The sequence below is a fragment of the Muricoccus roseus genome, assembly GCF_900141905.1.
Classification (GTDB): domain Bacteria; phylum Pseudomonadota; class Alphaproteobacteria; order Acetobacterales; family Acetobacteraceae; genus Roseomonas; species Roseomonas rosea.
Genome location: NZ_FQZF01000014.1, coordinates 80,663 through 107,214 on the forward strand (window position 1 = coordinate 80,663; position 26,552 = coordinate 107,214).

Annotated in this window: 22 protein-coding genes, 1 tRNA gene and 1 pseudogene; 13 read left to right on the plus strand and 11 right to left on the minus strand. The window is 70.9% G+C overall.

All coding sequences use genetic code 11. The features are described from left to right. Positions 1 to 16 precede the first annotated feature (16 nt). Positions 17 to 2,092, plus strand: a complete 2,076-nt coding sequence (gene recG, locus BUB97_RS13185; protein ID WP_073135435.1) for an ATP-dependent DNA helicase RecG — start codon at positions 17 to 19, stop codon at positions 2,090 to 2,092. Between the two features lie 10 nt (positions 2,093 to 2,102). Here recG and BUB97_RS13190 read toward each other — a convergent pair whose 3' ends face one another. After that, entirely contained in the window at positions 2,103 to 2,549 is a 447-nt protein-coding gene (locus tag BUB97_RS13190) for a hypothetical protein (protein ID WP_073135436.1), read from the minus strand. A 199-nt stretch (positions 2,550 to 2,748) separates the two neighbouring features. Here BUB97_RS13190 and BUB97_RS13195 point away from each other — a divergent pair, with 199 nt between their 5' ends. The 5 genes from BUB97_RS13195 to BUB97_RS13215 are packed head-to-tail and all read left to right on the plus strand — an operon-like array spanning position 2,749 to position 7,584. After that, positions 2,749 to 3,474: an ABC transporter ATP-binding protein gene (locus BUB97_RS13195; RefSeq protein WP_073135438.1), complete on the plus strand. Its 726-nt coding sequence runs from the start codon at positions 2,749 to 2,751 to the stop codon at positions 3,472 to 3,474. An 11-nt stretch (positions 3,475 to 3,485) separates the two neighbouring features. Next, positions 3,486 to 4,205 (plus strand): ABC transporter permease subunit, encoded by a 720-nt coding sequence (locus tag BUB97_RS13200; protein WP_408906134.1) that lies wholly within the window; start codon positions 3,486 to 3,488, stop codon positions 4,203 to 4,205. A 4-nt stretch (positions 4,206 to 4,209) separates the two neighbouring features. Then, positions 4,210 to 6,138, plus strand: a complete 1,929-nt coding sequence (locus tag BUB97_RS13205) for a Gldg family protein (RefSeq protein WP_073135443.1) — start codon at positions 4,210 to 4,212, stop codon at positions 6,136 to 6,138. A 4-nt stretch (positions 6,139 to 6,142) separates the two neighbouring features. Continuing rightward, positions 6,143 to 7,147 carry a DUF4340 domain-containing protein gene (locus BUB97_RS13210; protein ID WP_245818297.1) on the plus strand — a complete coding sequence of 335 codons (1,005 nt, stop codon included), beginning with the start codon at positions 6,143 to 6,145 and terminating at the stop codon, positions 7,145 to 7,147. Beyond that, positions 7,144 to 7,584: an NUDIX hydrolase gene (locus BUB97_RS13215; protein WP_073135445.1), complete on the plus strand. Its 441-nt coding sequence runs from the start codon at positions 7,144 to 7,146 to the stop codon at positions 7,582 to 7,584. The genes BUB97_RS13210 and BUB97_RS13215 overlap by 4 nt, the downstream gene beginning before the upstream one ends. Before the next feature lie 257 nt (positions 7,585 to 7,841). Here the strand turns inward: BUB97_RS13215 and msrP are convergent, their stop codons facing one another. The 4 genes from msrP to BUB97_RS13235 all read right to left on the minus strand — a co-directional run bounded on the left by msrP (position 7,842) and on the right by BUB97_RS13235 (position 12,488). After that, positions 7,842 to 8,777: a protein-methionine-sulfoxide reductase catalytic subunit MsrP gene (msrP, locus tag BUB97_RS13220; protein ID WP_073135447.1), complete on the minus strand. Its 936-nt coding sequence runs from the start codon at positions 8,775 to 8,777 to the stop codon at positions 7,842 to 7,844. 65 nt (positions 8,778 to 8,842) lie between these two features. Then, positions 8,843 to 9,832 carry a Bug family tripartite tricarboxylate transporter substrate binding protein gene (locus BUB97_RS13225; RefSeq protein ID WP_073135449.1) on the minus strand — a complete coding sequence of 330 codons (990 nt, stop codon included), beginning with the start codon at positions 9,830 to 9,832 and terminating at the stop codon, positions 8,843 to 8,845. Between the two features lie 89 nt (positions 9,833 to 9,921). Continuing rightward, positions 9,922 to 11,364 (minus strand): glycosyltransferase family 39 protein, encoded by a 1,443-nt coding sequence (locus BUB97_RS13230; protein WP_086062166.1) that lies wholly within the window; start codon positions 11,362 to 11,364, stop codon positions 9,922 to 9,924. Beyond that, a complete protein-coding gene (locus BUB97_RS13235) occupies positions 11,361 to 12,488 on the minus strand; it encodes a glycosyltransferase (RefSeq protein ID WP_277614031.1) in 1,128 nt (375 codons plus the stop codon). Before BUB97_RS13235 ends, BUB97_RS13230 begins: the two co-directional genes overlap by 4 nt. Before the next feature lie 124 nt (positions 12,489 to 12,612). Between BUB97_RS13235 and BUB97_RS13240 the strand changes: the two genes are divergently transcribed. The 7 genes and pseudogenes from BUB97_RS13240 to BUB97_RS13270 all read left to right on the plus strand — a co-directional run bounded on the left by BUB97_RS13240 (position 12,613) and on the right by BUB97_RS13270 (position 21,104). Continuing rightward, on the plus strand, positions 12,613 to 13,389 hold the full coding sequence (locus BUB97_RS13240) for a TSUP family transporter (RefSeq protein WP_073135453.1): 777 nt from the start codon (positions 12,613 to 12,615) through the stop codon (positions 13,387 to 13,389). Between the two features lie 431 nt (positions 13,390 to 13,820). After that, positions 13,821 to 15,521, plus strand: coding sequence for a Hint domain-containing protein (locus BUB97_RS13245; RefSeq protein ID WP_086062168.1), 1,701 nt, complete (start codon positions 13,821 to 13,823; stop codon positions 15,519 to 15,521). Positions 15,522 to 15,531: 10 nt separating this feature from the next. Beyond that, the gene (locus BUB97_RS13250) at positions 15,532 to 16,707 is read left to right on the plus strand and encodes a glycosyltransferase family protein (protein WP_073135457.1); all 1,176 of its coding nucleotides are present in this window, start codon (positions 15,532 to 15,534) and stop codon (positions 16,705 to 16,707) included. Positions 16,708 to 16,731: 24 nt separating this feature from the next. Continuing rightward, positions 16,732 to 17,220, plus strand: a pseudogene (locus BUB97_RS13255) (glycosyltransferase family 4 protein); the annotation flags it as partial. Positions 17,221 to 17,510: 290 nt separating this feature from the next. Then, the gene (locus tag BUB97_RS13260; protein WP_456306335.1) at positions 17,511 to 18,497 is read left to right on the plus strand and encodes a LysR substrate-binding domain-containing protein; all 987 of its coding nucleotides are present in this window, start codon (positions 17,511 to 17,513) and stop codon (positions 18,495 to 18,497) included. Between the two features lie 293 nt (positions 18,498 to 18,790). Then, a complete protein-coding gene (locus BUB97_RS13265) occupies positions 18,791 to 20,509 on the plus strand; it encodes a chloride channel protein (protein WP_073135463.1) in 1,719 nt (572 codons plus the stop codon). Between the two features lie 112 nt (positions 20,510 to 20,621). Next, a complete protein-coding gene (locus tag BUB97_RS13270) occupies positions 20,622 to 21,104 on the plus strand; it encodes a septal ring lytic transglycosylase RlpA family protein (RefSeq protein ID WP_175562626.1) in 483 nt (160 codons plus the stop codon). Positions 21,105 to 21,244: 140 nt separating this feature from the next. Here the strand turns inward: BUB97_RS13270 and BUB97_RS13275 are convergent. The 6 genes from BUB97_RS13275 to ssb form a co-directional block, all read right to left on the minus strand. Further along, a tRNA-Lys gene (locus BUB97_RS13275) sits at positions 21,245 to 21,320 on the minus strand. 50 nt (positions 21,321 to 21,370) lie between these two features. Beyond that, positions 21,371 to 21,892, minus strand: coding sequence for a peptidylprolyl isomerase (locus BUB97_RS13280; RefSeq protein WP_073135467.1), 522 nt, complete (start codon positions 21,890 to 21,892; stop codon positions 21,371 to 21,373). Between the two features lie 67 nt (positions 21,893 to 21,959). Then, a complete protein-coding gene (locus BUB97_RS13285; protein WP_456306337.1) occupies positions 21,960 to 22,433 on the minus strand; it encodes a peptidylprolyl isomerase in 474 nt (157 codons plus the stop codon). A 145-nt stretch (positions 22,434 to 22,578) separates the two neighbouring features. Next, positions 22,579 to 23,085, minus strand: coding sequence for a pantetheine-phosphate adenylyltransferase (gene coaD / locus BUB97_RS13290; RefSeq protein ID WP_086062176.1), 507 nt, complete (start codon positions 23,083 to 23,085; stop codon positions 22,579 to 22,581). Then, positions 23,078 to 25,831 carry a DNA gyrase subunit A gene (gene gyrA / locus BUB97_RS13295; RefSeq protein ID WP_086062177.1) on the minus strand — a complete coding sequence of 918 codons (2,754 nt, stop codon included), beginning with the start codon at positions 25,829 to 25,831 and terminating at the stop codon, positions 23,078 to 23,080. Before gyrA ends, coaD begins: the two co-directional genes overlap by 8 nt. Positions 25,832 to 25,904: 73 nt before the next feature. Next, the gene (gene ssb / locus BUB97_RS13300) at positions 25,905 to 26,459 is read right to left on the minus strand and encodes a single-stranded DNA-binding protein (RefSeq protein ID WP_073135475.1); all 555 of its coding nucleotides are present in this window, start codon (positions 26,457 to 26,459) and stop codon (positions 25,905 to 25,907) included. Between the last annotated feature and the right edge of the window lie 93 nt (positions 26,460 to 26,552).

The following is a 26,552-nucleotide window of genomic DNA, read 5'->3' on the forward strand; positions in this document are numbered from 1 at the left end:
CGCCCCGCTCCGAATCATGCCAGCCCAGCCAGACCACCTCTCCCCCCTTCTCGCCCCCATCGAGAGCCTCCCGGAGGCCGCGGGCAAGGCACGCCAGCTGGCCGATGCGGCGGGCCCGCGGGTGCTGGACCTGCTGCTGCACCTGCCGGAACGCTATGTGGACCGGAAGCGCATCACCCGACTGGCCGATGCCGCGGATGGGGACGTGGCGACCATTCCCCTCCTGGTGGAGGCGGTGACCGCGCCCCGCAGCCCCTCCCAGCCCTGGGTGGTGAAGGGGCTGAGCGAGCGGGCGATGATCGACCTCGTCTACTTCCTCCGGGCGAAATGGGTCGGGCCGTGGCTGCACCGGACCTTTCCGGAAGGCGCGGCCCGCACCGTCTCCGGCCGCGTCCGCCGCTATGGCCCGCGCTGGCAGATGGACGCCCCGGAGTTCGTCTCCCCGCCCGACATCATCCCGGACATCCAGCCGGTCTGGCCGCTGGTGAAGGGCCTGGGGCCGAAGGACGTGCAGAAGGCGATGAATGCCGCCCTGGCACGCCTGCCCGCGATGCCGGAATGGCAGGACCCCGCCCATCTGCGCCGTCGCCGCTGGCCCGGCTTCACGGAAGCCCTTCGCGCCCTTCAGGCGCCCGAGGCAGTGCCGGCCCCCGAGGCCACGGACCGGCTTGCCTATGACGAGCTGCTGGCCGGGCAGGTGGCCATCGGCCTGGTCCGCCGGGCGGTGCTGGAACGGCCGGGGCGTTCCCTCGCCGGCGATGGCGCGCTCCGCGCCCGCGCCCTGGCCGCCTTCGGACACGAGCCGACCGCGGCCCAGGCGCAGGCGGTCGCCGAGATCGACGCGGACCTCGCCGCCCCGCGCCGGATGCTCCGCCTGCTGCAGGGCGATGTCGGCAGCGGCAAGACGCTCGTCGCCCTGATGGCCATGCTCCGAGCGGTGGAGGCCGGGGCGCAGGCCGCCATCATGGCGCCGACCGAAATGCTTGCCCGCCAGCATCTCCGCACCTTTCAGCGCCTGGCCGGGGCAGCCGGGGTGGAATGCGCCCTGCTGGCCGGCAGCGTGAAGGGCAAGGAGCGCTCCCGGGTGCTGCGCCGCCTGGCCGATGGCTCGCTGCCCCTGGTGATCGGCACCCATGCCCTGTTCCAGGAGGGGGTGCAGTTCCGCGACCTGGCCCTGGTGGTGGTGGACGAGCAGCACCGCTTCGGCGTGGCGCAGCGGCTGATGCTGACCGAGAAGGGCACGGAAACCGACGTGCTGGTCATGACGGCGACCCCGATCCCCCGCACCCTGCTGCTGACCCAATGGGGCGAGATGGCCGTCTCGCGGCTCGAAGGGCGCCCGGCGGGCCGCAAGCCCATCGTCACCCGCATCGTCAGCCGGGACCGGCGGGACGAGGTGCTGGCCGCCTTGCGCCGCGCCTTCGCCTCGGGGAACCGGGCCTACTGGGTGGTCCGCGCCATTGAGGACGGCGAGGCCCATGACAACGTGGCTGCCGAGACCACCTTCGCCCAGTTGAAGGAAGTGTTCGGCGAGACCGTGCGCCTGGCCCATGGCGCCCAAAGCCTGGAGGTGCGCGAGGCGGCGCTGGGCGACTTCGCCGCGGGCCGGGCCCAGCTCCTCGTCGCGACCACGGTGGTGGAGGTGGGCGTGGACGTGCCCGAGGCCACCATCATGATCATCGAGCAGGCCGAGCGCTTCGGCCTTTCAGCCCTGCACCAGCTGCGCGGCCGCGTCGGGCGGGGCAGCGCCCAGTCCTACTGCCTCCTCCTGCCCTCCGCGGAGTTGCTGGAGGGCGAGAAGCGCCGGCTCTCGGTCATCCGGGACACGGAGGACGGCTTCCTCATCGCCGATGCGGATCTCGACCACCGCGGGGGCGGCGATGCGCTGGGCACCCGCCAGGCCGGGCAGATCGGGCGGCGGATCGCCGACCCACAGCGCCATGGCGGGCTGGTCCGGGTGGCGCATCAGGAGGCGGAGCTGCTGCTGGAGAAGGACCCGGGCCTTGCCGCGACGGAACGGGGCCGGGCCGCCCGGACCCTGCTGGCGCTTTTCGACCACGATCCTAGCCTGAAGCCCCTCGCCGCCGGCTGAGAGCGGCGGGCTAGCGTGCGGGGGCGGTGTTCTGCCGCGTGGTAAGGATGCAGGACGCATAATGGAGCAGCGCGGGCGCCAGGATGATGAGCACGAAAAGCGGGCCCTCATCCGCGATCCCATAGTAGCTGCGCCAGCGGATCTCCCGGCTCAGGCCGGGCGCGAAGCCGAAGATGACGAGGCGCGCGACCACCCCGAACAGGGCGGTCCCGAGGAAGAACCGCCAGAAGGTCAGCCCCACCAGGGTCAGCGCCGAGGCGGAGTAACGGCCCGGCTCGATGTTGAAGCGGGCCAGCCGGAAGGCGTAGGCGCCGCTCGCCGCGAAGACGAAGACACCGAAGAGGATGCCGAGGAGCAGCGCGGCCACGAGGCTGATGCCGCTGTGGAAGCCCGCCTCGAAGGCGATCTTGAAATAGAGGAAGGCGGCGAACGCCCAACCAGCCACGACGGCGACCATGGATTTTCCCGGGAAAGCCGCGCCCACCGATTCGGCGCCGCACCGTTCCATTCTCGACGCAGATCGGGACGCGGACAACGCCCCTCCCCTCCCCGCCCCCAGGGGGTCTTGCGCCCCTTCCCGCCCCGCCTTAACCCGGCGGGCGCGGGGGGCGCCCACCTCTTCGGTTGTGGCCCCTGCCTTGGGGGAAGTTCCGACCGTGGACGCGCCGCATATCGAGATCGACCGGCTGACCAAGCGCTTCGGCGCCTTCACCGCCGTGGATGACGTCACCTTCACCGTCAGGGCTGGCGAGGTGCTGGGCTTCCTGGGCCCGAATGGCGCCGGCAAGTCCACCACCATGAAGATGCTGGCGGGCTTCGTGACGCCCACCGCCGGCACCGCCCGCATCATGGGCGAGGACGTGGTGGAGCGCCCCGTGCAGGCGAAGCGCCATCTCGGCTTCCTCCCGGAAGGCGCGCCGACCTATCCCGAGATGACGGTCCAGGGCTTCCTCGCCTTCACCGCCCGCGCGCGGGGCTACCGCGGCAGCGAGGCGGCGGACCGCGTGCACGACGCCATGCGCATGACCCAGCTGGAGGAAGTGCGCCTCCAGCCCATCGAGACCCTCTCCAAGGGCTTCAAGCGGCGCGTCGGCCTGGCCCAGGCCCTGCTGCACGACCCGCCCGTGCTGGTGCTGGACGAACCGACCGACGGGCTGGACCCGAACCAGAAGCACGAGGTCCGCAACCTCATCGCGCGCATGGCGCCGAGCAAGGCCATGATCATCTCAACCCATATCCTCGAGGAGGTGGGCGCGGTCTGCACGCGGGCCATCGTCATCGCGCGCGGCCGCGTGGTGGCCGATGCGACGCCGGCCGAGCTGGCGCAGCGCGGCCCCGACCTCGACACGGTGTTCCGCGAGCTGACGCGGGAGGCCGCGTGATGGGAGGCGCCATGACCGTCGCCCGGCGCGAGCTGGCCTCCTATTTCGCCACCCCGGTGGCCTATGTGTTCATTGTCATCTTCCTCGTCATGTCGGGCGCGCTCACCTTCACCGTGGGCGGCTTCTTCGCCCGTGGCACGGCGGATCTGCAGCCCTTCTTTGCCTTCGTGCCGTGGCTCTTCCTCTTCCTCGTGCCCGCCATCACCATGCGCCTCTGGGCGGAGGAACGGCGCCTCGGCACGATCGAGCTGCTGCTGACCCTGCCCATCGCGCAATGGCAGGCGGTGCTGGGCAAGTTCCTGGCGGCCTGGGCCTTCTGCGCCATCGCGCTGGCCCTCACCTTCCCGCTCATCATCACGGTGAACGTGCTGGGCGATCCGGATAACGGCGTCATCGCGGCCGGCTATCTTGGCTGCCTGATGGTCGCCGGCGCCTATCTCGCCATCGGCGTCGCCATCTCGGCCCTGACGAAGAACCAGGTCATCGCCTTCGTCCTCGCCGTCGCGGTCTGCTTCCTCTTCGCCGCCGCCGGCTCGCCGGTCGTGATCGAGTTCCTCAGCCGCAACACGCCCGTTCTGGCGGAGATCGCGCGCGGCCTGTCCGTGACGGACCGGCTGGCGGCCTTCTCCCGCGGCGTGATCGCGCTGCGCGACGTCATCTTCTTCATCAGCTTCATCGGCGTCTGGCTCTTCGCCAACGCCATCGCCGTCGATCTGCGGAAGGCGGACTGATCCCGTGAGCGACACCTCTGCGAAGCCGCGCGGCCGCGGCCTCTGGCTCTCCCTCGGCGCCCTCGCCGCCGTGCTGGTCCTGGCGATCGGCGTGAACGTGCTGGCCGACCGGTTCCTGGCCCGCGCGCGGATCGACCTGACGGAACAGCGCCTCTACACCCTTTCCGAAGGCACGCGGCAGGAGCTCGCCGGCTTGCGCGACCCCGTCAGGCTGCGCCTCTTCTACTCGCGCCGCCTCGGCGCCGCCGTGCCGGTCTTCGGCGCCTATGCCGACCGCGTGCGCGAGATGCTGCGCGAATACGTCTCCCTCTCCGGCGGCAAGATCCGGCTGGAGATCCTGGACCCCGAGCCCTTCTCGGAGACGGAGGACCGCGCCCTGGCCTATGGCCTGCAGGCCGTGCCGCTCGATAATGCGGGGGAGCAGGTCTATTTCGGCCTCGTCGGCACCAACCTGCTGGATGACGAGCGGACCATCCCCTTCTTCCAGCCAGACCGCGAGCGCTTCCTCGAATACGACCTGACGCGGCTGGTCCACGAGCTGTCCAACCCGACGCGCCCCGTTCTCGGCGTGATCTCCTCCCTGCCCCTGAACGGCGACCCGCGCGCGATGATGATGCGGGTTCCGGGCGCCGGGCAGCCCTTCCAGGTCATGACGCAGCTTCGGCAGTTCTTCACCGTGCGGGACCTGGCGGCGGACAGCCAAGCCATTCCCTCCGAGGTGCAGGTGCTGATGGTGGCGCATGCGCAGAACCTGCCGGAGGCGACGCTCTACGCCATCGACCAGTTCGTCATGCGCGGCGGCAAGCTGCTGGCGCTGACCGACCCGCATAGCGAGAGCCAGGCCGCGCGCCCTGACCCCACGGGCCGCCCTGCCGCCTCCACCGCCTCGAACCTCGACCGCCTCTTTAACGCCTGGGGGATCGAGGCATCCTCGGAGCAGGTGGTGGTGGACCAGCGCGGCGCCTGGCGCGTCCGCGCCGGCCCGAACGACCGCGTCCAGGGCGTGGACTACCTCGCCTGGTTCAGCACGCAGGGCGACAGCCTGAACCGCACGGATGTGGCGAGTGCCGAGCTCTCCCAGGTGACCTTCGCCAGCGCCGGCGAGGTGCGCCGGCGCGAGGGCAGCACGATCGAGCTGACGCCGCTCCTCACCGCCTCGCCCCAATCCGCCCTGATCGATGCCGCGCGCGTCCGGCAGCAGCCCGATCCGGCACGTATCCTGGCGGAGTTCCGGGCGGACGGGCAACGCCATGTCCTGCTCGCCCGCGTGAGGGGCATGCTGGCCACCGCCTTTCCCGAGGGGCCGCCCGCCCTGCCCGAGGGCGTGCAGCGCGCCGAGGGGCTTCCGGCCCATATGGCGCAGACCAACGGCCCCGCGAACCTCGTCATCGGGAATGACGCGGACATCCTGGAGGACCGCTTCTGGGTCCGCGTGCAGGACTTCTTCGGCCAGCAGGTGGCGACCCCGACCAGCGACAACGGCGCGCTGGTGACCAATCTGGCCGACACGCTGGCGGGTGGCGACTCCCTCATCTCCCTGCGCTCGCGCGGCGAGAGCCTGCGCCCCTTCACGCTGGTGGACGCCATGCGGACCGAGGCCGAGGCCCGCTACCGACAGACCGAGCGCGGCCTGACCGAGCGCCTTCAGGCGACAGAGCGGCGCCTGCGTGAGCTGCGCCAGGGCCCGGGCGGGAACAACAGCCAGACCGTCATCACCCCGGAGCAGCGGGCCGAGATCGATGCCGCCCGCGCGGAGATCGTCCGCACGCGGCAGGAACTGCGGGGCGTGCAGCGCGAGCTGCGACAGGGGATCGAGGGGCTGGAGACCTGGCTGCGGATCCTCAACATCGCACTCGTCCCGGCGCTCATCACCCTGCTCGCCATCGGCCTGGCCGTCATGCGCGCGCGGCGCCGCGCCGCGGCCCGGGGTTGATGCCATGCCGCTGAACCGACGCCACCTGCTCGCCCTCGGCGGCACCGCCATCGTCGTCGCGGGCGCGGCCGTCCTGCTCACGCCGGGCGGAGAGGCGCCGCCGGAGCCCTCGGCCTCGCCGCTCGCCTTTCCTGCCCTGCCCGGTCGGCTGGAGGCCGCGCAGCGGATCGAGATCCGCCAGGGCCCCGCCAGCCTGACGCTGCAACGGAGCCCGAACAACATCTGGCTGCTCCCGGAGAAGGGCGGCTATCCCGCACGGGGAGACCGGGTGCGGGAACTTCTGGTCGGGCTGACCGAGCTGCGCCTGGCCGAGCGCCGCACCGCCGACCCCGAATCGCTCGCCCGGCTGGGCCTGGATGATCCGGGCCCGAATTCCACCGCCGTGCTGGTGCGCGTGCTGGACGGTGCGGGCGCGCCACTCGCCGCCCTCGTCGTCGGCCGGCGCCGGACCCGCACCCAGGGCGGCGTCCCGGAGAGCGCCTATGTCCGCCGGCCCGGCGAGAGCCAGTCCTACCTCGCCGAGGGGCGCATCCCCGTGGATGCCGATGCCCAGCTCTGGATCGAGCGCGAGATCGCGAACCTGCCGGAGGAACGCGTCCGCCGCGTGATCGCGGTGCGGGACGGCAGGACGGTGGAGCTGCTGCGCGAGGAAGGCCCGGATGGCCGCTTGCGCATCGTCCTGCCCGGCGACGCGCCGCCCGCAGACGAGGTCTCGCTGGACGAGGTCGGGCGCGCACTGGAAGGGCTGACCTTGCTTGATGTGCGGCCGGAAGCCCAGGCGCCGGGCCAGCCCGCGGGAGAGGGCCGCTTCATCCTGACCGACAACCTGATCGTCACCGCGCGCATGCGCCAGGACGGCGGCAATGTCTGGATGACCATCTCGGCCACGGGCGACGAGGAAGCGGCCCGGCTCAACGCGCGCTGGCGCGGCTGGGCCTATCAGGTCGGCACCTGGAAGCTCCCGGCCTTCGCGCCCAGCCTCGAGACCCTGCGGAAGCGCGAGGGGTGAGCGGACGGGAATATCCCGATCGCCCCTGGGTCGGCATCGGCTGCCTCGCCTTCCGGGGCGAGGACGTGCTGCTGGTCCGCCGCACCCGCCCGCCGCGCGCGGGCGAATGGACCGTCCCTGGCGGGGCACAGAGCCTTGGCGAAACCGCCGAGGACTGCGCCCGGCGCGAGCTGCGCGAGGAAACCGGGGTGGAGGTCGGGCCCCTCACCCTGGCCGCCTGCGTCGATATCGTCCTGCCGGGAGAGGAGGGCGGCATCCGCTTCCACTATACCATCGTGGAGTTCGCGGGCCGCTGGACCGCCGGCGAACCGAGGGCGGGCGACGACGCGAGCGAGGCGCGCTTCTTCTCCCCCGCCGAACTGGGCGGGCTCACCCTGTGGGACGAGACCCTGCGCGTAATTGCCGAGGCGCGGCGCCGATTGCTGCCGATGTTCTGAGCTGGCGGTCTGTCCCCGGGGAGAGGAAGAAGGAATTCTTCCTCTCCCCGGACCCCTCGCCATCATCTTTTTCTAGGAGTTTTGGAATCACGGGGCTGGCGGTGCGCCTGAGGTCGATGACCTCAGGCGACTGCAAAGGCAGGAAGGGCACCCTCAGCCAGAGACCCCTTCGATCATCGTATCCACGGCAGTCAAACGGGGTTCCAAGGGCCTCAGGCCCTTGGCGGGTGGAGGGCGGAGCCCTCCCTCCAGCCAAATCAGGCGTAGAGCCGCTCACCCTGCAGATTGGTGTAGAGCGGGGCGACGAACTCGCCATAGCCATTGAAGATCCGCGTGGGCACGCGCTCGTTCGAGCCGAGTAGGCGCTCGGAGGCCTGGCTCCAGCGAGGATGGGCGACCTCCGGGTTCACGTTGGCCCAGAAGCCGTATTCGCTGGATTGGAGCTTTTCCCAGTAGCCCACCGGACGCTGCGCCTGGAAGGTGACGCGCGTGATGGATTTCGGCGCCTTGAACCCATACTTCCAGGGCGTGATCGCGCGGATCGGCGCGCCGTTCTGGGGCGGCAGGGGCTTGCCGTACATGCCGGTGGCGATGAAGGCGAGTTCGTTCTGCGCCTCCTCCATCGTGAAGCCATCCGAATAGGGCCAGGGATACCAGGACTGGCGCAGGCCCGGCATGGTGTCGCGCTGGGCCGCCGTCTCGAAGACGATGTATTTCGCCTCCGGCTTGGGGGCGGCCAGCCGCACCAGCTCCGCCATCGGGAAGCCGGTCCAGGGCACGGTCATGGCCCAGGCTTCCACGCAGCGGAAGCGGTACACCCGCTCTTCCAGGTTCACCTGCTTCAGCAGGTCTTCCAGCCCGATCTCGCGCGGGTTCTCCACCAGCCCGTCGAGGCGGATGGACCAGGGGCTGACCTTCAGCCTCTGCGCGGCGGAGGCGATGCTCTTGGAGGTGCCGAACTCGTAGAAGTTGTTGTAGCTCGCCACGTCCCGCTCCGGCGTCGGCTCGCGGCCGGGCTGGAAGCGGGTGTTACGCATGGCGGGCGCGGCGGCCTGCGCATGCGCGGGAGACGCGAGCGCCCCCCCGGCGAGAAGCGCGCCGGCGCCCAGCGCGGCGCGCCGCCCCATCACCAGGGCTTCCGGTGTCGCGGCACTTTCGGGCAACTCCCAGCCACGGCGGATGCGGATGAGCATGCTGGCCTCCCAAGGCGGTTCCGTTGAACTCGGGTGTCCCGCGCCGGGTTCAAGGGCGGGGCGCTTCAGCGCCCCAGGCGCAGTTCCGCGCGCTGGACGATCCCACGGAACTTCGCCAGTTCCGCCGCGAGGAAGGTGCGCGTCTCCTCCGGCGTCGTCGCCGGGGACGGGTCCACCCCCGCCGCGGCCAGGCGGTCCCGCGTCGCCGGATCGGCCAGGGCCGCGCTCACCGCGGCGTTCAGGGCCAGCAGCACGGGTTGCGGCAGGCCCTTGGGCGCCAGCAGCACGTTCCAGGTCGTCACATCGAAGCCCCGCGCCACGGTCTCGTCCAGGGTGGGGATCTCCGGGAAGAGGGGATGGCGCGCCTTCGAGGTCACGGCCAGGCCGCGCGAGAGGCCGTCGCGCAGATGCGGCGCGGAGGAGGCGAGCACCTCGAAGGAATAGGCCACCTCGCCCTTGGCCAGCGCCTCCATCACGGCCGAGCCTCCACGATAGGGCACATGCTCCGCATCCATGCCGCCGACCGAGATCTTCAGGTACTCGCCCGTGAGATGTCCGACGCCGCCGACGCCGGAGGTGGCCCAGGACAGCGCCCCGGGCTGGGCGCGAACGGCCGCGACCAGCTCGGCGACCGAGCGGTGCGGCGAGCTAGCCGGCACCACCACCACCAGCGGCCCGCCGCCCAGCACCGCCACGGGGCTGAAATCCGCCACGGGGTCATAGGGCGTCTGGCTGGGCAGCGCGGCCGGGTTGGTGGCGTGGGAAGACGCCGTGCCGACGAGCAGCGTGTAGCCGTCCGCCGGGCGCTGGCGCACCCATTCGCTGCCCACGGCGCCGCCGGCCCCGGCCCGGTTCTCCACGATGATCCGGGCATTCGGGCCGAGCCGCGGCCCCATGCGCTCGGCCAGCACGCGCGCGGCGATATCCGTGGAACCCCCCGCGAGGAAGGGCACGACCAGGGTGATCGGCCGGTCCGGCATCCAGCTCTGGGTCTGGGCACGGGCCGAGATGGCGGGGGCGGCAAGGGTGGCGGCAAGCAGGGCGCGGCGGCGCATCGGGACATTTCTCCAGCACGGCTCCTCTGCCCGGTCGGCGGGGGCCTTGCGCCCAGTGTCGCAGCCGGAGGAACAGGTTGGAACCCTGCCTAGCGCGGCCGCGGCATTAGGGCGGCCGGCTGCTCGCCCGCGGGGGTCTCTACCCGAAGGACGCGGTACCGCTCAGCCTCGACGCCGTGGCGGCTCCGCGTGATCTCCCCGATCGGCGCAGCGCCAGGCCATAGTGAGGGGCCGTCCCCGCGCCGGAGGCTGCGCAGCATGATCCCCCCCTGCCCTTCCGGCGGTGAGGGCAAGGTGAAGAGGTCCCATCGGTCGCCAATGGCGACGACGGGGACTCCGGCGGGCAGATGCAGCGCCAACTCGGAGGCGAGGCCGTATTCTTCGGCGGCGATGAAAGCCGCGTTCGCCTGGAGCCGCGCTTCCTCCGCCGCCCTCGCCAGGTCCGGCCAGCCGCCCAGCCGTGCCAGGGTTAGGTCGGCCGAACGCGGTAAGGCGAGCGGCGCGAAACCGGCCTGGACCAACATCAGCGCCGTCAGCACGCCCCCGAGGACGGCTCCGACGCGCTGCCAGGGCAGGGCGGTGAGAGCCGCCGCCGCGATGCACGCCGCGGGGTAGATGACGACCGGCCAGTTTCCCTGGACCCGGCTCCCCGTCGCCTGCCAGAGGAACAGCGCCGCCGCCGGAAGCGTCAGCGCAGCCAGCAACCCGGCCGCCGCATCCCGCCGCCGCGCCCAGGCGTGCCCGGCGAGGGCAGCGCCGACGGTGCAGAGCACGAAGAGGATGGGCGAGGCCAGCCCAAGCTGCCCGGCCACCAGCTCACCGACGTAACGCAGCCCGAATTCCCGCCCCGCCCCCGCCCGTCCGCCCTGCTTGGCGAAGGAGGCCCAGCCATGAGTCGCGTTCCAGGCCACCACCGGCAGGAAGACCAAGGCGGCGAGCGCCCCGCCCGCATAGAGCCGCCAGTCCCGCCACCATCGGCGTGCGGTGGGTTCGGCCAGGAGCCACAGCACCAGCCCTGCCCCGAACAGCACCGCCGTGTACTTCGAGAGCAGCGCACAGCCCGCCAGCCCGCCCACGGCGCACCACCACCGGCCGTCCCCCGAGGCGTGCAGCCGCGCCACCGCCCATAAGGCAAGACACCAGAAGACGAAGAGCGGCGTGTCCGGCGTCATCAGCACCGCGCCGGCATTGGTGACCGGCATGGCGTTCAGCAGCAGGGCCGCCCAGCGTCCCGGTCGCAGCCGGGGCATCAGCGCATTCCCTGCCCCCGCAACCGCCAGCGAGGCGAGGGCCAGCCCGATCGGGCCGAGCAGGCGGATGCCGAAGGCGCCGTCCCCGGTCAGGGCCGTGCCTGCCGCGATCCAGACCGCCACCATGGGCGGATGGTCGAGATAGCCGGGCTGAAGGTCTCGCCCCCAGACCCAGTAATAGGCTTCGTCCGGGGATAGCGGCAGCAGCGCCGCCGCGCCCAGGCGCAGGGCGGTGACCGCCAGCAGGGCGGCCAGCCAGGGGTCGGTCAGCCAGCGCCTCACCGGCCGCGCCAGACCAGGGTGGACGAGACCGCATAGTTCCAGACGACCGTCAGCAGCGCGCCTGCGGCTCCCGCCAGCCCCCAGCCGGCCAGGCCCTCACGCAGCAGAAGCCCCGCCACACCGACATTCGCCGCCGCCCCGATGCCGCAGCCGATGTAGAAGATGACCAGCCCACGCGCGAGCCGGGCGCCGCGCAGCCGCAGGTCGCGATAGGTGATGCGGTTGTTCAGCAGGAAGTTGACGGTCATGGCGACGAAGGTGGCGGTCCACTGCGCCGCCTCGAAGCGGATGCCGGGGATCTGCACGGCCAGGAAGAGCGCGGCCAGGTGCACGACCACGCCGATGGCCCCCACGGCCGCGAAGGAAACGAAGCGCCAGGGCAGCCAGCCGCCCAGCGCCTTGTCCATCAGCAGGCCGAGGAATTCGAGCAGCACGGTCGCGTCGAGCTTCGACTCCCCTGCCTGGCGCGGGCGGAAGCGATAGGGGATTTCCGCCACCCGCAGTGGCCGGCCGGCCGAGAGCAGCAGGTCGAGCAGGATCTTGAAGCCGCGCGCCGAGAGCTTCGGCGCCAGGAATTCGAACAGCGCGCGCGGCATGAGGAAGAAGCCGCTCATCGGGTCGCCCACCGGGGTGGGCAGCAGCATCGCCGCGAGCCGCGTGCCGGCATCGCTCACCTTCGCCCGCGCGGCGGAAAAGCCGGTCCCGGCCTCGCCGCCTTCCGCATGGCGGCTGCCAATCGCGACCTCCGCCCCCTCCCGCACGGCCGCCAGCATGGCGGGCAGGATGGTCTCGTCGTGCTGCAGGTCGCCATCGATCACCGCCACATAGGCGGCGGAGGAGGACAGCACGCCTTCCGTCACGGCCGAGGCGAGGCCGCGCCGGCCGATGCGCCGCAGCCCGCGCACGCGCGGGTCCCGCGCCGCGATCTCCCGCACCCGTGCGGCGGTGCCGTCCGGGCTGTCGTCATCGACGAAGACCACCTCCCAGGCGATTCCCCGCAGGGCAGCCTCCAGCCGCGCCACCATGGGCGCGACATTTGCGGCCTCCTTGTAGCAGGGCACGACCACGGTGAGTTCCGCGGGCAGCTCGGCAGTCTGGGTCGGGGCGTGGGTCTGGGCCGGCACGGCGGCGGCTTAGCCCGCGCCGCGCCGGGCCGGAAGGGGTTCCCGGGCCGGGCTGCCTCGCGGCCCCGCCCCTTCCGGCCCGGGGCCGATGGGGTTAGCGGAGGCGTCGCAACCGGAGTGCCCCATGCCCGACCTCTCTTTCCTGCCGCCGGGCATGCCCTCGCTCGGTGCGCTCGGGCCCGTGGTGGCTATCGTCGCCTTCTCCGCGCTGTTCCGGGGCTTCACTGGCTTCGGCTTCGCCATCATCGCCGTGCCGCTGCTGAGCCTGGCCCTGCCGCCGCTGCTCGCGGTCGCCCTGGCGGCCGGGTTGCAGCTGCTGGGCGGGCTCATGGACCTGCCCCAGGCCTCCCGTGCCTGTCACTGGCCCTCGGTCCGCTGGCTGCTGGCCGGCGCCCTCCTGGCGTCGCCGCTCGGCACGCTGCTCCTGGCCTGGCTGCCGGCCGATGCGGCGCGGCTCGCCCTTGCCGCGGCCTGCGGGGCGGCGGTGCTGGCCCTGGCCTCGGGCTTCCGCTTCCACCGCATGCCGGGCCGGGGGGCGACGATGGGGGCCGGCGTTCTCTCGGGGCTGTTCAACGGGCTGGCCGCCATGCCGGGCCCGCCCGCCCTGGCCTACTACCTTGCCCTCCCCCTCACGCCGGCGCAGGTGCGCGCCTCCCTCATGGTCTTCTTCGCCTTCTCGGCCATGGCCTCCACCGCGAGCCTCGTCGCCATCGGGGCCTTCGCCTGGCGCGAGGTGGCGCTGGTCCTGGCAGGGCTGCCGCTGATGCTCGGCGGTTCTCGCCTCGGCGCCCTGCTCTTCCGGCGCGCGGGCGGGGCGCATCGGAACGTCTCCTTGGCCACGCTCGCGCTCGTCGCGCTTGTCACCGCGGCCCGGGGGATCTCCGGCCTTCTGGGCGGATAATCATTCCCAGCGGCGGGGAAGAATAGGTCGCTCCGTTCCGCAGCCGCGCGGCCCGGCGGGCGAGAGGTGGCGGTGCGCTCCGCTGGCTCGACAGCACTGGCGTATGGAGAAGCGCCGGATATTGTTTTGGTTTCAACACCAATATTTCGCGGGCGAAGAGCAACACAGCGGATGCCGCCTGCTCCCGGGACGCCTCTTCATCCCGAGTGTTCAAGACTCCGCGATCTATCCCAGGTTGTAGGGAATCGGTCTCTTCCACCGGGAGGTTAGTTGTTGACCGGCCTTTTTTAACAAAGTTAAGTTTCGAACACCGGAATCACCCCGGGGTTCAGAAGAAGTAGTCCAGGAAAGCGCAGGCGTGAGAAAGTCTCACTTCTGCCTTCGGAAGACTGTGACTTCCAGGCGGCAAGAACATCGGGAGCGTGTGCAAGATGCCAGACCTGATTACAATTGGCGCGTTATTTGGCGCTCAAAATCTGTCCGACGGGCAGAGCTACGACACGACTGTCGCTTCGGTGTATGTTGGCGGCACGGTCAACGTGACCAATGGCTCGACCCTGAACCTCGACCCGGTTGCAGCGGTGGGTGTGGCCACAACCGTCAACGTTTCTGAGGGCGGAACACTCAACTATGATCCTGTCGCCGGGATCACTGCTGCGAACACCTTCAACATCGGCTCGGGCGGTACTCTCAGCCTGGGCGAGGATGTGACGGCCAGCGCCCTGGACAACATCAACTTCACTTCGCCTTCCGATGGGCCGGGCGGAACTCTCGTCATTCCGGAAAGCGTCCTGAGCGCGAACGTCGTGAGCTCCATCGACGGCTTCGGCGTGAGCGACTCTCTCCAGATCGCCAACCCGAACGGTGCAATCGCTTCCGGCGACTACAACACCGAAACGGGCGAACTGGTGTTCTACGATGCCGAGGGCGAGCAGGTGTCCACCTTGCAGCTCGGGCTCGACGGCGATGTGAACGCCGATAACTTCTCCATCAGCGTCAACTCGGACGGATCGCTGAGCGTCGTCGCCTGCTACCTCCGCGGCACCCGCATCGCCACGGATCATGGCGAGGTCGCGATCGAGGACATCCGCATCGGTGACAGGGTGGCGACCGTCTCCGGCGCCTTCCGCACGGTGAAGTGGATCGGCCGCCGCGGCTATTCCAGCACCTATGCCGCGAAGAACCCCGAGGTTCAGCCCGTCCTCTTCACGCGCGGCTCCATCGCCGAGAACGTGCCGGTGCGCGATCTCTACGTCTCGCCTCAGCACGCCATGTTCATCGACGGCGTGCTGGTGGATGCGGAACTGCTGGTGAACGGCAAGTCCATCCGCCGGATCGAGACCGACGAGGCCGTGGAGTACTTCAACCTCGAGTTCGAGACGCATGACGTGATCCTCGCTGAGGGCGCGCCCTCGGAGAGCTTCCTCAACCGTGACTGCCGCGACATGTTCCAGAATGCGGCGGAGTATGAGGCGCTCTACCCCAACGAGGCGCCGTGCGAGCCCGTCTTCTATGCCCGGCGCGTGGCGGATGGCCATGCGCTGGCCGCTATCCGTGAACGCCTGGATGCGCGCGCCGGCCTCGTCGGCGCCGTGCCCGCGGCGTCCGGCGTGCTGGAAGGTGCGGTGGATCGGGCCGACTGGTCGCGCGTCGCGGGCTGGGCTCATGACCGGGCCAATCCCGGCCGGCCCGTTGAGCTCGAGGTGCTGGTGGACAACCGGGTCGTCGCCCGCGTCATGGCAAACCGGTACCGCGCCGACCTCCAGAAGGCCGGCTTCGGGGACGGGCGCTGCGGCTTTGACATCGAGCTGCCCGAGGCGCTCTCGCCCCGGTCGCACCACTCGATCGAGATCCGCCGCGCCGCCGACGCTCAGCCCCTGCGCGGCGCGCCGCTGTTGCTGGAAGCCGTGCCCGAGCTGGCGAACAGCGGCAGCCTGCTCAACGCGGTCTTCTCGGAAATCGGCGGTGCCGATCCGACGCAGCTCGACCGGATGCTGCGCCTGGTGATGGAAGGCCTGGACAGGGTGGTCCAGGCAAAGACGCGGGATGAAGGCCAGGGCCATGCCCGGCAGACCCGCTTCCATGCCCGGGGCGAGGCTGTCCGTCTCCCCGCCGCTGACAAGGCGGCCTGAGGCGAGGCTGATGGGCACGCTGCGCGGCCGTCTGGATCGTGCCACCTGGAACAGCCTGGACGGCTGGGCCTATGACGCGGAGACCCCCGGGTCTCCCGTCGAGCTCGAAGTGCTGGACAATGACCAGCCGATCGCCCGTTTCGTCGCGAACCGCTATCGCGCCGATCTGGAGAAGGTCGGGCTGGGCGGCTTTTGCAGCTTCTCGCTGCGCGTGCCGCTCGGCTGGTCCGGCATGACGGAGCGTGCCATCACCGTGCGGCGGGTCTCGGACGGAGCGATCCTTCCGGGCTCGCCCACCACCCCCGAGCTGCCGGGGGATGCCGCCACGCGGATGCAGCATTCCCTAGAGCAGCTCGTCCGCGCGGCAACCGCGGATGGCGTGTCACGCGATGCGGCGGAACATGACGCCCTGCTGCAACTCCTGGCTAACACCGCCGACCGCATGTTGCGGGCCCGGCTCGACCATGGCGAGCCCGCGGCGCTGGATGTCGATGGCTTCTACGAGAGGTGGCGGCCGCTTCTGGAGAACCGGACCCCTCCCGTGCGCCGACAGGCGGCGGACCGGCCTCCGGAGCTGAGCCGGCGGGCACTGGTGATCGACGACACCCTGCCCCGCCCGGGCCGCTCTGCCGCTGACACGGCATTGCTGGACCATATGCGGGCATTGCGGCGGCTCGGATACGAGGTCGTCCTCGCTCCGCAGGACATGCGAGGCGATCCGGTCGCCGAGGCTGCTCTGGAGGGGCTGGGCATCAAGCCTTGCCTCGGCCCCTATTACAGCTCCGTGGAGGAAGTGCTGCGCCGGAATGCCGGCATGCTGGACCTGGTCTGGATCCAGCGCCTGGGCAACTTCATGCAATATGGCGGCATGGCGCGGCACCACGCGCCGCGGGCGCGCCTGGTCTATGGCGCCGGCACCTTGCGCCATCTCCATCTCAGCCGACGCGCGGCCGTGGACGAGCTGGGCGAGATCATGCGCCATTCCCGCGCGGCCAAGGCGAGCGAACTGATCGCGGCGCGCCTCGCCGACAGCGTCGTCACCTACTCGGCCTACGATGCCGCGTTGCTGGCGAAGGATCTGCCGCGCGCGGACATCCAGGCCATCCCCTGGTCTATCGCGCCACGGCCGGTGGGCACGCCCTTCAGCGGCCGGCGCGATATCGCCTTCCTCGCCGATGACGCCTAGGATACCACCCTCGACGCGGTACTCTGGCTCATGGAGGGGATCATGCCCCGGCTCCGGGCTCGGAACCCGCAGATCCGCTGCCTCGTCCTGGCGGGCGAGGCCGCATCGCGTCTGCCGCGCGGGAATGCCGAAGGGCTGGTCTTCCTGGAGGCGGGGGCCGACCCGGTCGCCGCGCTGGAGAAGGTGCGGGTCACGGTTGCGCCTCTGCGTTATGGGTCCGGGCTGAAGGGCCGCGTGCTGCAGAGCCTGGCCGCCGGCATCCCCTGTGTCTGCAGCCCTGTCGCGGCGGAAGGGCTCCCCCTTCCCCCGGCGCTGGAGGCCTGCATCGGCAGCACTCCCCCACGCCTGGCCGAGCTGATGCTCCGGCTGCATGAGGATGAAGCGGAGAACGCGGCCTGCGCCGCCGCTGGTCTTTCCTTTATCGCCGGGCATTTCGACTCGAAGAGCATCGACGGCGCGCTCGCGCGCCTGCTTCACCTATCCGGAGCTGAGGCGCTCGCTGCGGAAGCCTGAGGTCCTGTTCGGGAAGGCCTGGTGCCGGTCGGCACCAACGGCCGGAAACACCGGGTCCGGACGCGGCCTTCCTCCCGAGCTGCCCTGAGCGCCCCGACCCGCGCCGGGGCGCGGTTCCGCGAGGCGGAGCCGAGCGGGGTTGCCGGCCTTGCCGCGGTCGGGACGGCGGTGACATACGTCAGCCATGGAACGATCCGGCGGAGCCGCGGGCCGCGCCGCCGTGCGGGGCCGCCCTCTGCTTGCCTTGGGGCACGGCATTGCCCTGACGATGGGAAGCTGACGCGATGAATGTGGCCGGGCTCAGTTTCCGCGACATCGAATACCTGGTCGCCGTGGCCGATCACCTGCATTTCGGCAAGGCCGCGACGGCCTGCGCCGTCAGCCAGCCCACGCTTTCCGCCCAGATCCGCAAGCTGGAGGACTATCTGGGCTTGCAGGTCTTCGAGCGCGCCAGCCGCAGCGTGATGGTGACGGAGCGGGGAGCCGAGATCCTCGCCCAGTGCCGCACGATTCTCACCGAAGGCCGGCGCCTGCTGGAAATGGCGCAGTCCCGCGGCGAGCCGCTGGGCGGGAGCTTCCGCCTGGGCGTCATCTCCACCCTCGCCCCCTATGTCGCGCCGATCATCCTCAGCCCGCTACGCCAGCGCTTTCCTAACCTCCGCCTGCAGCTGGTGGAGGGGCTGACCTACAGCCTCGTCCGCGCGCTCGAGGCCGGGGAACTGGATGCGCTCCTCGCCTCCTCGCCCATCCGCGACATCGAGCTTTCGGAACTGCCCATCTTCCACGAGAGCTTCGTCCTCGCGGTTCCTCGCGACCACCGGCTGGCGGTGGCCGAACGGGTGACGATGGAGGATGTTCCGCCTGCGGAGCTGATCCTGCTGAGCGAGGGGCACTGCCTGCGCGACCAGACCCTCTCACTGTTCCCGGCCTGCCAGCGCGCCTCCCAGGGTGGGGCCCAGGGCGGGACTCAGGGCGGGATGGGCGTCCAGGCGACCAGCCTGGAAACCCTGCGCCAGATGATCGGCGCGGGGATGGGCTGCTCCCTCCTGCCGCAGCTCGCCGTGCAGGTGGGCTCGCTGCTGGACGACATGGTCGCCTATCGCCTCATCCGCGCGCCCACCCTCCCCGGCCGCGACATCTCCCTCTTCCACCGCCCGAGCTTCGGCCGGATCCGCGAGGTGCGGCTGCTGCGGGACGTGCTGCGGGATGCGATCGCCGGGCTCGGCACGGTGAGGGTGCATGGGAGGCCGGAAACGCGGTCCCTGGCCGCGGCCTGACCTTCGGGCGGGTAATCTCCGCATGCCTGGGGGCCGTTCCGGCGCATGGCTCCGGCGGGAATGCGCCGCCACCCGCACCGGCGTGCCGAAACCCTTGCGGCCGCCGGAGCGATGGAAGCCCTGAATTGTCAGCCCGGCAGGTCATGTCAACCCGCACGCAGCCCAGCCCTGCCGAAGATGCCCTGGCCCTGGCCCCAGACCGGGCCCCAGACCGGGCCCCAGACCGGGCGCCAGACCGGGCGCCAGATCAGGTCGCAGCCGGCCGCTTCCGGCTCCTGGCGGATCGGCTGCGGATGGTACGGGACTGGGTGCGCGGCACGGAACCCGGCCTCGTCGCCCTCGCGGTCGTGATCGGCCTGGCCAGTGGCCTGCTCGCCTCTGCCATGAGCGGGGTGGCGCATGCCATGCAGGAGGCGCTGTTCGGTGCCGAGCAGGGGCACGGGCTGAGCGCGCATCAGGCCGGGGAACCCTGGCGCCTCCTGCTCCTGCCCGCTGTCGGGGGCCTGCTGCTCGGCCTGCTCAATCTCGCCCTGGCGCGCTGGCACCCGCGCGTCCCGGTGGACCCGATCGAGGCGAATGCGCTGCATGGCGGCCGGATGGCCCTGCAGGACGGGGCGGTGGTGGCGGGTCAGAACCTCCTCTCCAACGGCTTCGGGGCCTCGGTGGGGCTGGAGGCGGGCTATACCCAGGTGGCGGGCGGCGTCGCCTCGCGGCTAGGAATCCTCGCCGGCCTCCGGCGGGGAGATCTGCGGGTCTTGGTCGGGTGCGGCGCGGCCGGCGCCATCGCGGCCGCCTTCGACGCCCCGCTGACCGGCGCCTTCTATGCCTTCGAGCTGGTGATCGGCACCTATGCGATCGCCAGTCTTGCCCCGGTGGTGGCCAGCGCCGTCGCGGCCACCCTCGTCGCCCGGGCCCTGCATGGGCAGACCTATCTCGTCGAGCCCGGCGGGGTCGCCTCGCCGGGCTGGGAGGGGCATGCGCTGGCGGTGCTGGTCGGCATCCTCTGCGCCCTGGCGGCCATCGGGCTGATGCGCGGGGTCGGGTGGATCGAGGTGGCGATCAAGCGCGGCGTCCCCTGGGGCTTCCTGCGCCCGGCGACCGGCGGGCTGGTGGTCGGCGCCCTCGCGCTGCTCTCGCCAGGGGTGCTCTCGGCGGGTCACGGCGCCCTGCATCTCGCCTTCAGCACCGAGGGGCCGATGCGGGCCGCGCTGCTCCTGCTGCTGCTGAAGGCCGTTGCCTCCGCCGTGTCGCTCGGGGCCGGGTATCGTGGCGGCTTGTTCTTCGCCTCCCTCCTGCTTGGAGCATTGCTGGGCAAGGTGGCGGCGGGGCTGATGGTGCTGGCCGGGTTGCCCCTGGTCGATCCCCTCTTCCTGGCCGTGGTGGGGATGAGCGCCTTCGGCACCGCCGTCATCGGCGCCCCCTTGGCCATGACCTTCCTGGCGTTGGAGAGCACCGGCAATTTCGAGGTGGCCGGGGCGGTGCTCACGGCCGTGGCGGTGTCCGGCATCGTGGTGCGGCGGCTCTTCGGCTACTCCTTCGCCACCTGGCGCTTCCACCTGCGCGGCGAGGCGATCCGGTCCGCCCATGATGTCGGCTGGCTCCGGGAACTGACGGCAGGCCGCATGATGCGGCGCGACGTGCGCACGGTTCGCGCCGATACCCGGATGACCGCGTTCCGCCGCGACTTCCCCCTCGGCTCCACCGAGCGCGTGATCGCCCTGGACGAGGCCGGCCTCTATGCCGGGATGGTGCTGGTGGCCGAAGCCCAAGCGGCTGGGCCGGAGGTGGAGACGGTCGCCGCCCTGCTGCGCCTGCGGGACCACGCCCTGCTGCCGGCGATGAACGCCAAGGAGGCCATGGCCGCCTTCGACGCCGCCGAGGCGGAAGCCCTGCCCGTGATCGACAGCAAGGAGGGGCGGAAGGTGATCGGCCTCCTGACTGCCAGCCACGTCCTGCGCCGCTATGGCGAGGAGCTGGACAAGCGCCGGCGGGAGGAGGTCGGGCTCGCCTGACCCTGCTCGCGCAAGAGTTGATCGCGAGTCGCGCCGGCCGGTCCACTGACCCGCTGGCCTATCCCGGGCCGCGTCACCAGATCAGCACCCGCTGAACCGGGGGAGACAGGTATTGAGGGCTTGGGGGATCGCGCTGTTCTGCGCCACGCTGGGCTTTGCCTGCGCGGGAAGCCATGAGGCCGCCGCGCGCCAGAATCCGCGGGGAACCAGGAACGCCGAGCCCAGCCACTCCGCATCCTCCGGGCCCCGCGGCAAGGCCCATGATGTGCAGCGTGGGCATGCCTCGATCTACGCGTACAGCCTCACGGGGCGGCGCATGGCCGATGGCAACCGCTTCGACCCCCATGCAGATACGGTGGCCAGCCGCACCCTGCCGCTGGGGAGCCGGGCGCGGGTGACCAACCTCAGCACCGGCCGCAGCGTGCTGGTCCGGGTGACGGATCGCGGCCCGCATATCCGCCACCGGATCCTCGATGTGAGCCCCGGCGTTGCCAGCCGCCTCGGCATGGGGCGAACGGGAACGGCCATGGTCTCGGTGGAGCCGGTCGGGCTGGTGGAGGTGGCGGAAGCGTCGGGGCCGAAGGGCCCACGCTGACACCCGGCAAGCGCCGGCGCAGCTTCGCCGAGGCGGGGGATCTTAGCCCCCGCCATTCCTGATCCGGAGGCACCTCGGCGGTCCGGCCGGCCGGGAAAGTGGCGGCCAAGGGGACCGGAAAAGCGGTGCGGCTGGAAATCTGGTGCGCCCGCTGGGGCTCGAACCCAGGACCCCAAGATTAAAAGTCTCGTGCTCTACCGACTGAGCTACAGGCGCAACCAGAGGCCCGACCATTGGAAGGCCGGGCCCCTTTCGTCAAGGCAGGATCAGGCCGCGTCGGCCGGGCGCATCTTCACGATGCGGTCCGGGTTCTGGACCATGCCCGAGCCGCCTGCGCCGCGCTTGATCTTGTCCACATGCTCCATGCCGGAGGTCACGCGGCCCCAGATCGTGTACTGGCCGTCGAGGCTCGGATAGGGCCCGAACATGATGAAGAACTGGCTGTTCGCGCTGTTCGGGTTCTGGGTGCGGGCCATGCCGCAGGTGCCGCGCAGGAAGCGGGCACGGGCGGCCGGGGTGAACTCCGCGGGCAGGTCGGGAAGCTGGCTGCCGCCCGTACCAGTGCCGGTCGGATCGCCGCCCTGGGCCATGAAGCCCTCGATCACGCGATGGAAGGGCGTGTTGTCATAGAAGCCCTCCGTCGCCAGCGCCTTGATGCGCTCGCAATGCTTGGGCGCCAGATCGGGCAGCAGCTCGATCGTCACCGTGCCATCCTTCAGCTCCAGCAACAGCGTGTTCGCCGCCTTCGCGTCGTCGGCCGGGGCAACCGGCTGGGTCTCGTCGCTCATCTCAATGTCCAATACGTCTGCGGGGCCACACCCCGCGTGGTGTTCCGGTGGGTGTTCGGGCCGTGGCTCAGGCCGGTACGTCGGCGGCCACCCGCATGCGGATGAGGCGGTCGGGGTTTTGCACGACCCCGCTGCCGCTCACGCCTTTCTTGATCTTGTCCACATTCTCCATGCCGGACACGACGCGGCCCCAGATCGTGTAGTTGCCGTCCAGGAAGGGCGCGGGCGCGAAGCAGATGAAGAACTGGCTGTTCGCGGTGTTCGGCGCCTGGGTCTTGGCCATGCCGCAGGTGCCACGCAGGAAGCGGGCCCTCGTGGCCGGGGTGAACTCGTCCGGCAGGTCCGCGAAGCCCTTGTCGCGCGCGCCGCCCGTTCCCGTGCCGGTGGGGTCGCCGCCCTGGGCCATGAAGCCGTCCAGCACGCGGTGGAAGGGCGTGTTGTCGTAGAAGCCCTGGCGGGCCAGGGTCTTGATGCGCTCGACATGGCGGGGCGCCAGGTCCGGCCGCATCTCGATCACCACGCGCCCGTCCTTCAGGTCCATGAACAGCGTGTTCTCGCGATCACTCTGCGCGCGGGCAGGCGCCGCCAGGCTTCCCCCGGCCCCGGCCACAAGGCCAGCCGCCAGGATGTTCCGTCGCCGCATCGGCATTTCTCCTCCAACAGCGCCCGGGCTGGGTTCCTAGGCGTCAGCCACTCCGGCCCACGCGTCGCAGCGTGCGCTCGAGCGTCAATTGGGGCACGAAGCTCGAAATGTCGCCCCCCAGCCGCGCGATCTCCTTCACGAAGCGCGAGGAAATGAACTGGTTCGTCTCGCTGGCCATGAGGAAGACGGTTTCCACCTCGCTGTCGAGCCGGCGGTTCATCCCGGCCATCTGGACCTCGTAGTCGAAGTCGGAGACGGCACGCAGGCCGCGGACGATCATCCCGGCCCCCTGCTCGCGGGCGAGGGTCACGAGCAGGCCCTCGAACGCAACCACCCCGATGCTGGTGCCGGTGGCGCGGGCAATGGCATCCGTTTCCGCCCGCACCAGCTCCACCCGCTCCTCGATCGGGAAGATCGGGCCCTTGCCGGCATTCATCGCCACCCCGATCACCAGCCGGTCCAGCAGGCGCGCGGCCCGCTGGATCACGTCCAGATGCCCGTTGGTGACGGGGTCGAAGGTGCCGGGATAGACGCCGACCCGCTCAGGCATCGGCCACCCCGCCATCCATCGCGCCGGCTTCGGACGACGCGGCATCCGCCGTCGGGCCGTCATCCACCACGGGGAAGCAGGAGGTGACGGCCTCGCCCTTGTCCAGACGGAAGAGCGTCACGCCCGCCGCCGGGCGGCCCATGACCCGCACCTGGTCCGCCGGCATCCGGATGAGGCGGCCGTTATCGGTCACCAGCATCACGTCGTCGCCGGGGCGGACCGGGAAGGTCGCGACAACCGCATGCCCCTTGCCGCGGCCCAGCGGGATGCTCGTGATCCCCTGCCCGCCGCGCCCGGTGCGCCGGTATTCATAGGCGGAGCTGCGCTTGCCGAAGCCCGTATCGGTGACGATGAGGAGGATCTCCTCGGCCTCTGACAGCTCCTGCACCCGCTCGGTGGAGAGCGCGACCTCCTCGGTCGTCTCCTCGCCTTCCTCGGCGGAGGCGGTGGCCTCGGCGGTTTCCTCCGCCGCCGCCTCCCCGGTGATCTCGCCCTGGGCGCGGCGCCGCGCGGCGGACAGCTTCAGATAGGCCGCGCGCTCGTCCGGGCTGGCCGGCACGTTCCGCAGCACCGAGAGGGCGATCACCGCATCGCCCTTGCCGACGAGCCGGATGCCGCGCACGCCGGTGGAGTCACGCCCGGCGAAGACGCGAAGCACCCCCTCCTCCGCCGTGAAGCGGATGGCCCGGCCGAGCCGGGTGGCGAGGAGGATGTCGTCGCCCTCGCGGCAGGTCTGCACGCCCACCAGGCTGTCGCCCTCGTCCAGCTTCATCGCGATCAGGCCGGCGGCCCGCACGTTGCGGAAGTCCGACAGCTTGTTGCGCCGGACATTGCCGCCTTCCGTCGCGAAGACGAGGTGCAGGTTCTCCCACAGGCTCTCATCCTGCGGCAGCGGCAGCACGGCCGTGACCGTCTCTCCGTCCTGCAGCTGGAGGAGCTGGCGCAGGGAGCGGCCGCGTGCGGTGGGGCCGGCTTCCGGCAGGCGCCACACCTTCTCGCGGAAGGCGATGCCGCGGCTGGTGAAGAACAGCACGTGCTGATGCGTATGCGCGTTGAAGCTGCGGATGACGACATCGTCCTCGCGCGTGCCCGCCGCGCTGCGGCCCCGCCCGCCCCGGTTCTGGGCGCGGAACGTCTCCAGCGGCGTTCGCTTCACATAGCCGTCGCGGGTGATGGTCACGACCATCAGCCCCGGCTCGATCAGGCTTTCGTCGTCCTGGTCGGCCAGCCCGTCCACGATCTGGGTCATGCGCGGCACGGCGATCTGCGCGCGCACCTCGGCCAGCTCCTGGGCCATCAGCTCCAGGCGGCGCGGACGGGAGGAGAGGATGTCCAGCAGCTCGCGGATATTGGCCGCGATCTCGTCCAGCTCCTGGTTGATCTTCTCCCGCTCCAGCCCGGTCAGGCGGCGGAGCGTCAGCTCGAGGATGCCGCGCGCCTGGGCCTCGGTCAGGCGCACCGTATCGTCATGCACGATGTTGCCGGCGTCATCCACCAGGGCGAGCAGCACGCCGATATCGCCCGCGGGCCAGTCCTTGGCCATCAGCGCCTCGCGCGCGGCGGCGGCGTCCGGGCTCGCCCGGATGATCCGGATGACCTCGTCGATATTGGCAACCGCGATCGCGAGGCCGATGAGGATATGGCCGCGGTCCCGCGCCTTGTTCAGCCGGAAGCGGCTGCGGCGGGTGATGACCTCTTCGCGGAAGCGGATGAAGACCTGCAGCGCGTCGCGCAGGCCCATCTGGCGGGGCGTGCCGTCATCCAGCGCCAGGAAGTTCACGGCGAAGGAGGTCTGGAGGTTCGTGAAGCGGTAGAGCTGGTTCAGCACCACCTCCGCCGTCGCGTCCTTCTTCACCTCGATGACGATCCGCATGCCATCGCGGTCGCTCTCGTCGCGCAGGTCGGAAATGCCCTCCACCTGCTTGGCGCGGGCGAGGTCGGCGATCCGCTCGATCAGCGTCGCCTTGTTCACCTGATACGGCACCTCGGAGACGATGATGGCGTGGCGGCCGCCACGCATCTCCTCGATCTCGCAGCGGGCACGGACCGGAATGGAGCCGCGCCCGGTCTCGAAGGCCGAGCGGATGCCGGCGCGGCCGAGGATGAGGCCGCCGGTCGGGAAGTCCGGCCCCGGCATGATCGCCATCAGCTCCTCGAGCGTGACGTCGGGATTGGCGATCATCGCCAGCGTCGCGTCGATCACCTCGCCCGGGTTGTGGGTCGGGATGTTCGTCGCCATGCCGACGGCGATGCCGTTGGAACCGTTGACGAGCAGGTTCGGATAGGCGGCCGGAAGGACCCGCGGCTCCTCGGCGCTCTCGTCGTAATTCGGCTGGAAATCGACCGTGTCCTCGTCGATCCCGGCCAGCAGCGCGGCCGCGGACTTGGCCAGCCGCGCCTCGGTGTAGCGCATGGCCGCTGGCGGATCGCCGTCCATCGAGCCGTAATTGCCCTGGCCGTCGATCAGGGGCACGCGCATGGAGAAGGGCTGCGCCATGCGGACCATGGCGTCGTAGATCGCGCTGTCGCCGTGCGGGTGGTACTTACCCATCACGTCGCCGACGACGCGGGCCGACTTCTTGTAGGCCTTGTCCGCCGTGAACCCGTTCTCGTTCATCGAGAAGAGGATGCGGCGATGCACGGGCTTCAGCCCGTCCCGCGCATCCGGCAGGGCGCGCGCCACGATCACGCTCATAGCGTAGTCGAGGTAGGAGCGCCGCATCTCCTCCTCGAGGGTCACGGGCATCGTCTCGTCGAACGGCCGCTCGTCCTGAGGGCCGCCGCCTTCCGTCTCGCTCACTTATCGGTATCCAATTCGATCAAAACGGAATGTCGTCATCCAGGTCGGCCTTGGGCGCGTCCCAGCCGCCGCCACCGCCGCCGCTGCGCGGCTTGCTCGCGCCGGCCCCGCCGGAGGGGCGGCCGCCGAAGCCGCCGCTGGAGGAGGAACCCCCGCGCTCGGCCCGGTCGCCGCTGAAGCCGCCACCGCCGCTGTAGCCACCCTCCTCGCCGCCGCCGCCACCCTGGTTGCGGCCGCCGATCAGGGCGAGCTCCCCGCGGAACTGGCGCAGCACGATCTCGGTGGAGTAGCGCTCCTGGCCTTCCTGGGTGGTCCACTTCCGGGTCTCGAGCTGGCCCTCGAGATAAACCTGGTTGCCCTTCTTCAGGTAGCGCTCGGCGATCTCGCCCAGCTTCTCGTTGAAGATGGCCACCGAGTGCCACTCGGTGCGCTCCTGCTGGTTCCCCTCGCGGTCCTTGAACCGCTCGGAGGTGGCGACCCGCAGGTTCACCACCTTTCCGCCGTTCTGGAAGTTCCGCACCTCGGGGTCGCGCCCCAGCGTGCCGAGGATGATCACCTTGTTGACGCCGGCCATGCCACCCACATCCCTGTCCGGCCGGGGGAGCCTTGATTGGCTGCCCGGGCTGGTCATCTCACCATACCATATCTGGCGCCGCGTGCCGGGGCC

Coding starts and splice junctions, on each gene's coding strand:
- recG (WP_073135435.1), top strand. CDS start 17: ATGCCAGCCCAGCCAGACCACCTCTCCCCCCTTCTCGCCCCCATCGAG.
- ssb (WP_073135475.1), bottom strand. CDS start 26,459: ATGGCCGGCGTCAACAAGGTGATCATCCTCGGCACGCTGGGGCGCGAC.
- coaD (WP_086062176.1), bottom strand. CDS start 23,085: ATGCCTGAGCGGGTCGGCGTCTATCCCGGCACCTTCGACCCCGTCACC.
- msrP (WP_073135447.1), bottom strand. CDS start 8,777: ATGCTCATCCGCATCCGCCGTGGCTGGGAGTTGCCCGAAAGTGCCGCG.
- BUB97_RS13240 (WP_073135453.1), top strand. CDS start 12,613: ATGCCCGACCTCTCTTTCCTGCCGCCGGGCATGCCCTCGCTCGGTGCG.
- BUB97_RS13250 (WP_073135457.1), top strand. CDS start 15,532: ATGGGCACGCTGCGCGGCCGTCTGGATCGTGCCACCTGGAACAGCCTG.
- BUB97_RS13285 (WP_456306337.1), bottom strand. CDS start 22,433: ATGGACCTGAAGGACGGGCGCGTGGTGATCGAGATGCGGCCGGACCTG.
- gyrA (WP_086062177.1), bottom strand. CDS start 25,831: ATGCCCGTGACCCTCGAGGAGGAGATGCGGCGCTCCTACCTCGACTAC.
- BUB97_RS13265 (WP_073135463.1), top strand. CDS start 18,791: ATGGTACGGGACTGGGTGCGCGGCACGGAACCCGGCCTCGTCGCCCTC.
- BUB97_RS13210 (WP_245818297.1), top strand. CDS start 6,143: ATGCCGCTGAACCGACGCCACCTGCTCGCCCTCGGCGGCACCGCCATC.
- BUB97_RS13225 (WP_073135449.1), bottom strand. CDS start 9,832: ATGCGCCGCCGCGCCCTGCTTGCCGCCACCCTTGCCGCCCCCGCCATC.
- BUB97_RS13245 (WP_086062168.1), top strand. CDS start 13,821: ATGCCAGACCTGATTACAATTGGCGCGTTATTTGGCGCTCAAAATCTG.
- BUB97_RS13280 (WP_073135467.1), bottom strand. CDS start 21,892: ATGAGCGACGAGACCCAGCCGGTTGCCCCGGCCGACGACGCGAAGGCG.
- BUB97_RS13200 (WP_408906134.1), top strand. CDS start 3,486: ATGACCGTCGCCCGGCGCGAGCTGGCCTCCTATTTCGCCACCCCGGTG.
- BUB97_RS13190 (WP_073135436.1), bottom strand. CDS start 2,549: ATGGTCGCCGTCGTGGCTGGTTGGGCGTTCGCCGCCTTCCTCTATTTC.